Source organism: Frankia sp. R43 (genome assembly GCF_001306465.1).
In the GTDB taxonomy this organism is placed as follows: domain Bacteria; phylum Actinomycetota; class Actinomycetes; order Frankiales; family Frankiaceae; genus Parafrankia; species Parafrankia irregularis.
On sequence record NZ_LFCW01000006.1, the window covers coordinates 164,860 to 177,320 of the forward strand.

General features: G+C 72.3%; 7 protein-coding genes. 5 read left to right on the forward strand and 2 right to left on the reverse strand.

All coding sequences use genetic code 11. From position 1 onward, the window contains the following. Positions 1-73 precede the first annotated feature (73 nt). The 3 genes from ACG83_RS25265 (at position 74) to ACG83_RS25275 (ending at position 3,289) form a co-directional block, all read left to right on the forward strand. Positions 74-1,153, forward strand: a complete 1,080-nt coding sequence (locus ACG83_RS25265; RefSeq protein WP_235498173.1) for a hypothetical protein — start codon at positions 74-76, stop codon at positions 1,151-1,153. A 230-nt stretch (positions 1,154-1,383) separates the two neighbouring features. Next, on the forward strand, positions 1,384-2,049 hold the full coding sequence (locus ACG83_RS25270; protein ID WP_235498174.1) for a hypothetical protein: 666 nt from the start codon (positions 1,384-1,386) through the stop codon (positions 2,047-2,049). A 37-nt stretch (positions 2,050-2,086) separates the two neighbouring features. Next, on the forward strand, positions 2,087-3,289 hold the full coding sequence (locus tag ACG83_RS25275; protein ID WP_054568755.1) for a PHB depolymerase family esterase: 1,203 nt from the start codon (positions 2,087-2,089) through the stop codon (positions 3,287-3,289). Between the two features lie 254 nt (positions 3,290-3,543). On the opposite strand, the gene ACG83_RS25280 is transcribed toward ACG83_RS25275, so the two are convergent. Beyond that, the gene (locus ACG83_RS25280; protein ID WP_054568756.1) at positions 3,544-4,926 is read right to left on the reverse strand and encodes a hypothetical protein; all 1,383 of its coding nucleotides are present in this window, start codon (positions 4,924-4,926) and stop codon (positions 3,544-3,546) included. A 1,406-nt stretch (positions 4,927-6,332) separates the two neighbouring features. On the opposite strand from ACG83_RS25280, the gene ACG83_RS25285 reads away from it, so the two are divergent. Together ACG83_RS25285 and ACG83_RS25290 are read left to right on the forward strand one after the other, a co-directional pair. Beyond that, positions 6,333-8,078, forward strand: a complete 1,746-nt coding sequence (locus ACG83_RS25285) for a S1C family serine protease (protein ID WP_235498175.1) — start codon at positions 6,333-6,335, stop codon at positions 8,076-8,078. Positions 8,079-8,416: 338 nt separating this feature from the next. Beyond that, positions 8,417-9,868, forward strand: a complete 1,452-nt coding sequence (locus tag ACG83_RS25290) for an RNA polymerase sigma factor (RefSeq protein ID WP_054568758.1) — start codon at positions 8,417-8,419, stop codon at positions 9,866-9,868. Between the two features lie 467 nt (positions 9,869-10,335). Here the strand turns inward: ACG83_RS25290 and ACG83_RS25295 are convergent, their stop codons facing one another. Continuing rightward, positions 10,336-12,435, reverse strand: coding sequence for a copper resistance protein CopC (locus ACG83_RS25295; protein ID WP_054568759.1), 2,100 nt, complete (start codon positions 12,433-12,435; stop codon positions 10,336-10,338). Positions 12,436-12,461: the final 26 nt, after the last annotated feature.

Consider the following 12,461-nt stretch of genomic DNA (forward strand, 5'->3'; position numbering starts at 1 on the left):
CCACGCAGGTCCACGGCGTGGCATCACTTCATCCCCAGCCACGCACTGTTGTGCTGTCGGGGTGACGCAGGCCGTGCAATGGGATCAGGGCATCTCGGACGCCTGGTCGCGAATGGCGCAGACCGGCCCCAAAGTGATCGTCTTCGTTCTGATCCTCGCGATCGGCACGGTCGTCGTCCGGGCCCTGCTCCGCCTCGCGGACCGGGCCCTGGAGGACAACGGTTTCGACCGTCTGCTGGCCCGCAGCGGCATCGGCCGGCTGCTCCGCTGTCGGGACACCATGGTCCGCGACGGGCTGTTCCGGCTCGCCGCCGTGGCAGGTCTGCTGGCCGTCCTGCGCGTCGCGCTCGGCGTCTTCGGTCCCAGCCCGGCCGACCGGATGGCCGGCGCGGTCCTGGGAGTGCTGGTGCGGCTCCTGCTGGCGATCGCGATCGTGCTGGTCGGCCTGGCGCTGGCCGGCATCGCGCGCCAGTTCCTCACCGACTCCTTCAGCGGGCTGCCGCACGGGCGCGCCGTGAGCCGGGTCGTCGCCGCGGCCGCCTGCCTCCTCTTCGGAAAGGCCGCCCTGGACGAGCTCGGCATCGGAACCTCCGTCACGACCCCGCTGCTGTACGCGGTACTCACCGCCGGCACCGGAGTGCTCGTGGTCGGAGTGGGCGGCGGGCTGATCCGTCCGATGCAGAGCCGCTGGGAGGAGATTCTCGATCGCGCCGAGGACGCCGCCGAGGACGCTCGTGCCGCCTGGCGCACCAGCCACTCGCCGGCGGCACCCAACACCCCGCCACCCTCATCCACCGAACAGGCGTCCCCCGCCGGCCAGGCAGCCTCCGCCAGCAAGGCGTCCCCCGTCGGCCAGGCAGCCTCCGCCAGCCAGGGGTCCGCAGCCGAGCAGGTCCGCCGCGAGACCCGCCCGGCGCCTGGGCCGCGGCCCCCCGTCCCGCGGCGCCCGCCCATCCCACCGCCAGGCGAACGGCCGATGCCGGCACTGCCGCCGCGTCCGTCGACGGCGACCCGCCGGACGGCCGATCCCCGGGGACCGGTACCGTCTGCGGACCGCACCGTCCCGCCCCCACCGACGGGCACCGCGCCACGGTCCGGGCAGCCTGCTCCACCGCCCACACCCCCTGTTCGGGGGGATCAGCCCGGCCTCTGACCACGCTTCTGACCGACCAGTAGGGGCGCGTTCGGCAAACTACGACGCGCCACGACGCCGGGTGGGGCACTCTGGGAAGACGAGAACTACTTCGGGTCGCGGCGCGGCGCCGACGCCGCTCCGCACGACGGGGGGAGCCCCCTACGCCAGGACGAACAGCGGACGATCAGCACCTCGCGGAGGGCGACGCCACAGTGGCGTCACGAGATTGCGAGCGAAGGGACTTCCGGGTGAACGAGCCATCGGACATGGAACGTTCACGGCTGCTCCTTGGCTGGCTGGCAGCCCGTCGGGCAGTGGATCACTGCCTGTCCGACCTGCTGGCCGCCGGCCCCGCCGGTGAACGCAGGGTCCGCGAGTCGCTCGCGAGGGTCGATGACCTGGAGACACGCGCCCAGGTGGCATTCGATCGCTATCGCAGCGCGGCCGGGTCGGCCGAAACGGAGATGCCAGGTACCGAGCCGCCCCAGATCTGGCTGGCCGGCGCCGCGCCAGCTGCCGGCGCGGACGGAGCCGAGGACGGCCAGAACAGCAGGAACAGCGAGACGGGTCGCGGCCCGCGCAGCACCGTGGGCAGAATCGGCCCGGTCGAGCGCGGTGGCCCGGTCGACCGCGGGATCGGTGCGGCCCAGACGGCCCAGAGCAGCGCGGCGCAGACGGCCCAGAGCGGTGCGGCGCAGAACGGCGAGGCCCGCGCGTTCGACGCCGAGACGCGAAACGTCATGCCACTACCAATGCACTCCCGCAGCATGACCCCAGCCGGTCGGGAGCAGTCCGGAGCCGACCCCGCGGCGGATCGTTGGGCGCCACGTGAGCGCCCGCGACTGAACGTCGTGCGCGAGGGCGATCTCGCGCGCAGCAGTTCAAATACAAAGAGTAATCAACGACACCGTTGATGCGCGGCCAGGTTGGCGGCGCGTCAGAATACCCGTCGTGTCGGCCGCCCACCGCCGCCGCGTCGTCGCGGTCCGGCTTCTTACCTCGCTGCTCGCGACGATGATGGTCGTCACCGGCTGTGGACTCATCGGTGCCAAGGGTTCCTCCCCGCAGGCGAGCGCCACGGGTAGTCCGGTAACCGCGACAACCTCGCCATCACCGTCGCCCACATCGGGCCCGGACGCCTTCGAGCGGAGTGGACGCGGTAGTCAGATCCGGCTGACGCTCCCGGACAGCGGCACGGTCGAGCCGTATCCCCTGGTCGTGGCTTTGCACAGCCTCTACCACGACGGCAGCGAGCCGCAGCTCGGCTGGGGCCTGGACGAGCTGGCCCGCTCGTCGGGCTTCGCGGTCGTCTACCCCGACGGCCTGAACCTGTCCTGGAACGCGGGTACCTGCTGCGGCGCCTCCGGCGCGGCAGGCGTCGACGACGTCGGCTGGCTGCGTTCACTCATCGCGCATCTGGAGACCGAGTACCCCATCGACCCCCGGCGAGTCAGCATCATCGGACTGTCGAACGGCGGAATGCTCGCCTACCGCTACGCCTGCGAGCACGGCGACGAGCTCGCAGGCTTCGCCGCCGTCGCGGCCAGCCTGCAGACGCTCAGCTGCGCCCCACCGGCGCCACTGACCACAGTGGAGATCCACGGCAGCCTGGACGGGCACGTCCCCTACGCCGGGACACTGTGGTCGGAACCGTTGCAGACCGGGATCACGCCGGTGGACGTCAGCCTCGCGCCGTTCCGCGCGGTCGACGGCTGCCCGGCGCCCACCCAGCCCGGCGACACGAGCTACACCGGCGCGGACGGCCGCCCCATCGGTGCCAGCACGAGCCCCACGGCGGCGTCCTCCGGCTCCGCCGGCACACCCACCGGCGACGGAGCCGCATCCGCGATCATCTCGGCCGCGGGACCCGACGGCCAGCTGGCCGGCTCCGGGACGGCCGGCTCCGGGACGGCCGGCTCCGGGACGGCGGCGGGGGCAGCTGGCCCATCGCAGCGGGCCACTTCCACGACCACGCCGGTCGCGATCCGGCACGAGACGCTCTGCTCGACGTCGGCCCACCTCGTCCAGTACGTCCTGCCGACGCTGGGGCACGGGTGGCCGGCGCTGACCGGCCCGACCGCGTTCAACACCGCCGCGGTGCTGTGGGACCTGCTGAAGGACGCTCGGTCGGCCACCGCCGGGCCGCGCATGTAGATCCCTGGCTCGCGCGGCCACCCTTCGAGGATTCCGCAGCCCCACGCCGCACCGGCGATTGCCCCAAAAGGGACAAAAGGGGCGCCAATTCACCTGGCGACCCGCAAGAAGTGAGGATTTTGGTCGTTGGAACGACCAAAATCGTTCACTCTTGCGACCCGCCAACCCGGGCCACCGGGCCACCGGGCTCTCGGGCTCTTGGAGGTCCGGCCGTGTTCGTGGAGCGCGGACCTCCCCGCCCGCCCGCCGGCCGGTCAGGTCACGGGCTGGAAGGACGCCCGGAGCGCGGCCATGAGGGTGTTGAGCGTCCCCGAGGCCTCGGCGGGCACCCGGGCGATGAGCACGTAGACCGCGCCCGAACCGTCGACCGTGCGCATGAGGTAGGACACGCGCTGACCATCCCGGTCGTATGAGCCGGCGAGTTCCTGGGTCGGCGCGCCGGACGAGTCGGTGGCGGCGCCGGAACGATCCTGGCTCAGGCCGCTGACGCTGCCGAACTCACCGGCCTGCACCTTGCTGAGGGCGGTGGCGGCGTCGGCCCCGGCCACCCGGGCCACTCCGATCATCTGCGGGCCGTACTCGGCCGAGGTCCCGGCGGCACCGGCACCCGGCTCACCGAAGAAGACACCGGTGTTGTCCTGGCGCTGCTTCCAGGACCCCGGATGGGAGAACGTGGCCTTCTGAACGGCGTCCGTGTAGGCCACCCAGTCGGCCGGCACCGTCACCTGAGGCTGGGCACTCGCAGCGGCGCTGGGAGCCGGGGTGGTCGCCCCCGCCGCCGTGGTGGGAGTCGCGGACGGTTCGGTGCCCGTCGCGCCCGTCGCGGACGTCGTGTCGTCGCCGCTGGGCCGCACCTTCTCCCAGACGACTCCCGCTCCCACCCCGACCCCGAGCGCCACGCCCAGCACGACCAGAGCGATCACCAGGCGGCGCAGGAAGGGCCCCAGCCCGGTGTCCTCGCCGCCGGGATAGTCGTCCTCGAAGTCGTCGTCTCCGACCTCGGCCGGGAAGTCCGGTTCGTCGCCCAGGTCCGCGTCGCCGAAACCGCGCCGACGGGCCGCCGGGCGACGGCGTGGCCCGGTGCCGGCACGCTCCGCGCCGCCCAGGGCATCCCGGCCATCGAGATCCCGGCCATCGAGATCCCGGCCATCCGGGTCGGCGCCACGGCCCGCATCCGCACCACGGCCGGACAGGCCGCGCTCCTGGCCTGCCCGGTCAAGGTCGCGATCCCGGCGGCCTGGGCCATCCGGATCCGCGTCCCGGTAGGAACGAGCGGCGCCGCCCACCGGTTCGACGCGCGGTGGTGCCGTCGCGGAACGCGCCGATCCCTGCTGGTGAAGATCCCCACGGGGGCCGGTGCCATATCGCGGATCCGTCCCGGCGGTGTTCGCCGGCACGGGCCACTGCCCCGTGCCCACAGCGCCCATCGCACCCGTCGCACCAGCGGCACCCGCCGCGCCGAGAGCCCCCTGAGCACCGGTGGCGCCCTGGGGGCGGGGTGACGTGCGCGCCGCGCCTGCCCGCGGCACAAGAGCCCCCCGCACGGACGTCCCGCCGGAGCGGGTGTCGGTCGGTTCGTCCCAGCCGTTGCCGGGCGGGTAGCCACCGGCGGTGGGGCCGGTCGGGGGCTGGCCCATGGCGGGGAACCGGCCTCCCGCCGGATCCGCGGCGGCCGGGCCTGGTGACGGATGGCCACCGGCGGCCGCGCCAGGTGCGTAGCCGGCCGTCGCGGCATAACCGGGCCCCGCGGGCTGGGCAGACGCGAACTGTCCGGTCAGGGGGTCCAGGCCATCCGACGGATAGGCCTGCGGCGGCTGGCCCGGCTGCGGCTGTCCCTGCTGCGGGTAGCCCGGTTGTGGGTAGCCCGGCTGCGACTGTCCCTGCTGCGGGTAACCCGGCTGTGGGTAGCCCGGCTGCGACTGAACCGGCTGTCGATACCCCCCAGGCGGATAACCGCCCGGCGGGTAGCCGCCGTCCTGATATCCACCGCCCGCGGGACGCCCACCCGGATACGGCGCAGCGCCGCCATAGGGATCTCCAGGCTGCGAATCGTTCGGGTGCGGCTGCGGCTCACGTGAGCCGGGTTCGCCCCAGTACCCCTCGGGTTCCGCGCCGCCCTGCGGGTGCCCCCGATAGCCGGGGCGACCTGGATCTCCAGGGCCTCCCCTCCATGCACCGTCCGTCACCAGACAACCTCCGATTCCGGGACATGCAGGAAAAACCCGCGCGGTATACCGGTGTACCACGCCGTTGCGAGTGCGTTGCGCGAGCCCCCTTGACATTCGGGCCAGCCGGAGTCGAAATCCCGGCGAACAGCCGGGCCCCCTTCCCCGGATGCGACCTACGCCGAACGCGGCTCACCGTGCGCGGCACGCAACTCAGCCGTGCCGGCTCAACGCGGCGGGCGACGCGGTCATGACCGCCCAGCGACATCATGACCACATCCAACGGTCGACATGTCACGACATCTTGCTCCGGCACTCACATCATGCCGCCTTCGCCCGAAAGCAGCACGAACTAGACGGGACCGTCACAGCGTGGCACAAACGTGCCGGGATGCCAGCCGATCACGCCGGCAGATCTTCCTCCGCCAGGCCCGTGCCCCTCCCCTTCGCGGCCGCCGGCCGAGGCATTTGTGAGTAGGCCTTCACAACCACCGCATCAATGAGCGACCACCATCCGGCGGGCCACATCGCGAGACGATGCAACGCACGCGGATCAGATCGGGCGACTGGGGGCGGGATCCCGGCGGGCGGCGAGCGATGTCCGGCCGCAGCCGACGGATCCGAGCGGCGGCGGACGACGACGCCGCGCCGGCACACGGAGGCCACGCGCCCCAGCCCTCACCCGGGCCAGCCCCCAACCTGCGGCGACTGCGTGCCGGGCGGCCGCCACAGCGCGATCCGTCCTGGTGGGTTCATGCCGGCCTGACCCACGCATCGGGCAGTATGTCGTGGATCGGACACGCGCCGCGGTGCCTGGCTAAGCGGAACGTTGGTCGGAATTCAGGAATCGCTCAGGGTGCCGGGGGAAAGTGCCTACCATGACAGCCACGCACGACGCTCGGTCTCCCTGGGCACCGCCCGACAACCTGCCGGAGCGGACCAGGCCCGAGGCGGCTAGTTCGGAGGGGCCGATGGAGCCGCGGTCGCACGACAACCAGCAGCCTCCGGGCGGGCCGTCGTCCGGCGCGCCCGCCTCGACGCCCAGCCCCGCCGGGCCTGAGCAGACAGGTGCCTTCCCCGCCGTCCACACTCCGGCTCCGGCTCCGGTTCCAGCTCCGCATCCGACCGGTCCGCGCCCCGGCCCGGGCGTCCCAGGTGGCTACTACCCGCCCGGCGACCAGCGGAGCAACCCCTACCCGCAGTCGGGGGAGCGGCCACCGGTGCACCCGGAGGCCTCCTACCGCCAGCCCTCGCCATGGGCCGCACAGCAGGCCTCCACGAGCCAGGGCCAAGGCGAGCAGCGGCCGGGATACGGCTCCGGCGCAACACCCGGCGGCCCTGGCGGTCCGGGGCAGCAGAGTGCCTGGTGGAGCTCCTCCTGGGGATCACCGGTCACGCCGCCCGCACCCGGTGGGCAGGGGCCCGGATCTCCCGACGGACCTGACGGATACGGTCGGTTCACCCCCGCCACGCCGACACCGGCGCCTATGCGGCGTCGCCGCCTGATCGCGGCAGCCGTGGCACTCGCGCTGGTGTCCGCCGGAATCGGTGGTGGTGTCGGCGCACTGGTCGCGGGCGACGACTCGCCGGCCGCGGTCGTGTCGACCGATTCGGGCCTGCAGCAGGCGACCGGCAGCTCCAGCGGGGTCTCCGAGGCCGCCGACAACACGGTCTCCTCCGCCGCGCAGACCATCCTCCCGAGCGTCGTGACCATCGCGGAGGAATCCAGCCAGGAGGCCGGAACCGGGTCCGGCACGATCATCCGCTCGGACGGCTACATCCTCACGAACAACCACGTCGTCTCCGGGGCGGCGAACGGCGGCACCCTCACGGTCACCATGCAGGACGGCCGGACCTTCGACGCGACGATCAAGGCCACCGACCCGAGCGCGGACCTCGCCGTCATCAAGATCAACGCCACTGACCTGCCGGCCGCCACCTTCGGGCAGTCCGACGCGCTGCAGGTCGGCGAGCTGGTTGTCGCCGTGGGCAGCCCGCTGGGCCTCAACGGCACGGTCACCTCGGGAATCGTCAGTGCACTGCACCGCCCCGTGCGTACCGGCGACTCAACTGTTCAGGACCAGACGAACACCGTGCTGGACGCAATCCAGACTGACGCGCCCATCAACCCCGGCAACTCGGGCGGTCCGCTGGTCAACAGCAAGGGCCAGATCATCGGGGTGAACACTGCCATCGCGACGGTTGGGGGCAGTTCCTCGCCCTTCGGTGAGAGCCAGCAGTCCGGCAACATCGGGGTCGGTTTCGCGATTCCGGGCAGCTACGCACAGAAAGTTGCGGCGCAGCTCATCGACACCGGCACCGCCCGGCACCCCTATTTGGGAGTCAGCGCCAACACCGCAGGTGAGAACACCCGGTCCACGGCGGCAAGCGGCACCGGAGCAAAGATCCAGTCGCTGGTCGACGGCGGCCCCGCAGACAAAGCGGGCCTCCGTTCGGGCGATGTCATCACCAAGGTGGGTGATCGGGCCATCACGGACATCGATTCGCTCATCGCGGCGGTCAGGTCCCACGACATCGGAAACCAGGTCCAGGTGACGTACCTGCGCGACGGCCAGACCAACACGGTGACCGTGACACTGCTGGAACAACCACCCAATTCCTGAGCACCGGCCGGGCGACGGTTTTAGGAAACACCCGGCGGTTTCCGCACCAGCCACCGGGACCACGCCACGCCGGCGATGCTGGAACGGATGTGTCGAAGATGCCTTCGTATAAGCTTGCTTCGGTGTCCGATGAAGGGGGATACGGCACCATGTTCAGCGTCAAGCTGACCATGGTGTCGAGGTGACGACAAAAAATCTTCACAACCTTCACCCCGGCCAGATCAGGCACCTCCTACTATTGAGCCTGCCTGACCGGTGACCAGGCCTGGCGCCACATTGGTCGCCAAACCTGGTCCCGGCGCCGAGACCAGGAACGTCGTCCCGGGGAGTTGCAGCTGATGAACGACGACGCGGACCTGGTGGCCCGTGTTCGGCGTGGTGATCGTCAGGCTTTCAACGATCTCTACAACCGCTACGCCGACGACGTCTTCTCGATGTGCCTGCTGATCCTCGGCGACCCGACGGTCGCCAGGGCGGCGGCCGGAACCGCGTTCGCCCTGGTGGCGCGAACGCGGTTGAATCCCCTCTCCGATCCGACCCGCCTGCGCCCCTGGCTCCTCGAGCTCGCGCGCGGCAGCGCGCTGGCCTGGTCCGGCTCGCCGCAGGCCCGCAGCGTCCCGGTTCCGCACGGCGTCTCGCCGGAGGAACTGCTGGACGGTGCCATCGTGCCGGCGCCGACCAGCCTGCGAACCGGCCTGCAACGCACCTTCGACCGCGCGGCTGTCGCCGCCGCGGCCGCCGCGAACCGGCGGGCCGCGGAGCGCGCCGGTTCCGCTGGTCCTGCTGGTTCCGCCCGAGGCTACGAAGCCACCGTCACCCCGCTCCCCGGCGCGGCCATCCCCGGAAACGCCCCGGCCTTCGGCGGCGCGCCGGCAGGTGCGCCCCCTGATCCTCGGGTCGCCTTCACCGCCTCGGGCGGCGGGAACGGCGCCGGCGTGCGCGCCGTCGGGCCCGAGGACGCCGTCACAATCGTCTCCCCCTCCACCGGGCTGCCGGCGGGGCAGCTCGACGAGCAGGTCACGCCGCCAGGCGACCATCCCGACGACGGGTCGGCGACCGGCCTGCCGCTGCTGGCCCTCGACCGGGCCCTGGCAGGCTCGAACGCCCGCGGCAACGGATTCTCCGACTTCCGGGCTCGGCCGACCATCGCGGTGGCGGCCGCGCTGGCAGTGGCCGTGGCCGGGCTCACCGCCGTCATCTCCTGGCCCACCGGGCGCGCCGAGCTGGTGGCCGACGCGGGCACCGGCATGGTCGCGATCACTCCGACGCTCCCGGCCGGCGCAGGCACCCTGCCGACCGCGGCCCAACCGCCGGTCGTGCCGGTGGACGCGCCGCCCTCGCCGACGGTGGCAGGCGCCTACACGAGCCGCCCCGCCACCTCACGCCCGACGCAGATCGTCCGTGAGGTCGACGCGCCGAAGCCCTACACCCCGCCGCCGTCGAGGCCCGTACCCGCGCCCACGCCGCCGGCCACGGTTCAGCCACCGGCGCCCACCCCGCCGCCCACCAGCCAGCCGACCACGCCGGCCACCGTGGTGCCGACGACACCGCCGGCGCAGACACCCACCGGCCCGTCGTCGACCACGCCGCCTGACGGCAACGCGCCGACGCCCACGACGGTGCCACCGACGACGACGCACACCACGCCGACGGCCCCACCGACCTCGGATCCGTCCACGCCGACGACCGGGGCACCGACGACTGCGGCGCCGTCGTCGTCGCCCACGAGCAGCGATACGAACCGGTTCCCGTTCCCCCTGCCCTGGGCGACCAATCCGGTCCCCGTCTGACCCATCCGGTCGAGGTCCGGTCCGGTCTCCTCGCGGGCGCCGGACCTCCGAACGCCCGGTAGCCCGGTAGCCCGGTTTGGCAAGTCGCAAGAGTGAAGGATTTTGGTCGTCGGAACGACCAAAATCCTTCACCTTTGCGGGTCACCAGGCGACTCTTCGCCCCGTTTGCCCCTCTTGAGGTGAATTACCGGTGCCGCGCGGCTGTGCGGGATCCTTGGTGGGCGGCTGTGCGGGTGGGGTTCGCATTCCGTCAGCACGGATCCGCCAGGCCCATGCTGGTGGCCCAGATCCGCTGGTGGCCCAGATCCGCTGGTGGCCCAGATCCGCCGCGTCTCAGGATTCTGCTACGGGCTCCTCCGGCGACCACGATCCTGAGATCCTGCTCAGCAGCAGCAGCGGCAGCCCGGAGCTGGAACTCGACCGCCGGCCCGCGGCCCGGCCTGCCTCAGCGCACCCTGCAGAAGGCTTCAGCGCACCTTGTAGAAGACCGTCGTCACGTACTGGTCGAAATCGTTGACGCGCAGGTAGAGGCGCAGCTGCCACTGGCCCGGCAGAGGCACTCCGACCCCTTCGGCGACGGCCTGGCCGTCCGCGACCCTCACCAGTGGAACGTCCAGAGGCCCGACGCCCGCCGCCGGCAGGCTCAGCTCGCCCTTGACCTCGACCAGCCGCTGCGGCCGGCCCTGCGGGTCATAGGTATGGATGCGGATGGTTTCCAGGCCGGTCCTGGTGGGCGCGATCTCGACGTCGACGGTCATCGGGCCGGCGATCGCCGTCCTGGAGAACGGCGGCGCGTAGGACTCCCGACCGGGAATGGTGTTCACGAGGATCGCGGTGACGGTGAGAACGGCGACGCCGACGATCATCTCGAAGAGCACGCCTCGGCGCAGCCCGGCGATGGCAAGCGACGTGACAGCCTGATTCGGCGCCACCTGACTCGAAGCCGGCTGTTCCGAGGCCGAATGTTCCGAAGCCGGCTCTTCCGAACCAGCCGGGAAGTGGCGCTGCACCCAGCGCTGGGCCAGCAGGCCCAGGCCCAGCGCACCGAGAACGAACCAGAGCTTGTACAGCAGAAGACGCCCGTACGTTGTGCCGAACAGTGCTCCGAAGGCACCGATCTCCCGCAGGGTCTGGAAGATCCCGGTCAGCACGATCACGGCGACCGCGACCATCGCGGTCCTGGACCATCGGGGCAGAACCCGGGTCATCTCGTCGGCCCAGCCGGGCTCGACGGGCTCGCCGTCGCCCAGCCCATCGAGGCCGTAGAGCTTGTTGAGGCCCGGTAGCTCCATGGAACCGGCCGCCGAAACGGCCTCCGCACTCGCGCTCGCACTCGCACTCGTGCCCGCGACGGCGCCCGCGCCCCGGCCGGACGAGACCGCGGCCGGATCCGCGGGGCTGGCGAACGAGCCGGGACCGCGTGGGGAACCCTCGGCGCCGCCGCCGGTGGCGGCGGTGGCGGTGTGACGCGGCCTGGGCCGGCCGAGCAGCGACAGCCCGAGAACGCACAGGCCGCCCAGCCAGATCGCCATCGCCGCGGTGTGCAGCGTCATCGAGGCGGTCGCCAGCCAGACCAGCCCGCCAGCGCTCGCGTGGCCGATCATCGCCATGGTGGTCGCGAGCACCAGCCCCAGCCCGGCAAGCTCGACCAGCCCTCGCCGACCCGGCCCGGTCGGCTGATGGCCAGCGCCGCCGCCCTCGACGCCGCCCTCACCGGCGGGCTGCCGCACCCGGCGCAGCAGCGGGACAGCGAGCAGCAGCGCCAACATGCGGATCGCCAGGAGCTGGCCGTAACGATCCTCCAGGGTCACCGCGATCTGATCGGCGTCCAGGACGGAGGTGATTCCCTCACCCGACGAATACGGCCCCTGAAGCAGCAGCATGCCGATCGCGCCGATCAGGCTGAGCAGCCAGCCTGCGGCGATCAGCCGGACCGGGCCGCGGCGGCGCGCACCGGCCGGCCAGAGCACCGTCACGAAGAAGGTGGCACCGATCAGCAGGGCCGCGCCGGCGAAGGTCACCAGCCGGGCCGCGCCCAGCGCCACGCCGACCACTCGTGATCCGCCGCCGCCCGAGGGCAGCGCCGCGGCCGCCCCGGCGTCGGGCGGCCCGCCGACGCCGAAGGCGAACGCACCACCGACCGGATGACTGTCCGCGGAGACCACACGCCAGCTCACAACGTAGGTTCCCGTGCCGAGGCCCGAGCGCAGCGCGATCGTCACCTCCGACGCCGAGGATCCGTTCTTCGCCTCGCCCTCGTCAGCCCGGGCGCCGGTGGCGTCGAGGACGCGAATCGCGTCGGACTTGACCGACACGGCTTCGCTGAAGGTCAACGTCACCCTGGCCGGGGCCTGATCGAGGGCCGCTCCGCCGACCGGGTCGCTGCGCTCCAGCACGGCATGGGCCGACGCCGGCAGCGCCGTGCCCAGCAGGGCGACGGCGACGATCCCCACGACCGTGAGCACCCGCCGAAGCCCGCCAGACAACCCGCCCCCGCCCCCGCCCGGGCGGGGGCTACGGCGCGGGTGCGTGCGGTGGTCGCTGGCGCATCGATCGGGTCCGGTCATGAGGTTTCCGTTCTGAGTGATCTCCG

Bases quoted from the DNA above. Each gene is read 5' to 3' on its own strand.
- ACG83_RS25285 (WP_235498175.1), top strand. From the start codon at position 6,333: ATGACAGCCACGCACGACGCTCGGTCTCCCTGGGCACCGCCCGACAAC.
- ACG83_RS25295 (WP_054568759.1), bottom strand. From the start codon at position 12,435: ATGACCGGACCCGATCGATGCGCCAGCGACCACCGCACGCACCCGCGC.
- ACG83_RS25280 (WP_054568756.1), bottom strand. From the start codon at position 4,926: ATGGGCCAGCCCCCGACCGGCCCCACCGCCGGTGGCTACCCGCCCGGC.
- ACG83_RS25290 (WP_054568758.1), top strand. From the start codon at position 8,417: ATGAACGACGACGCGGACCTGGTGGCCCGTGTTCGGCGTGGTGATCGT.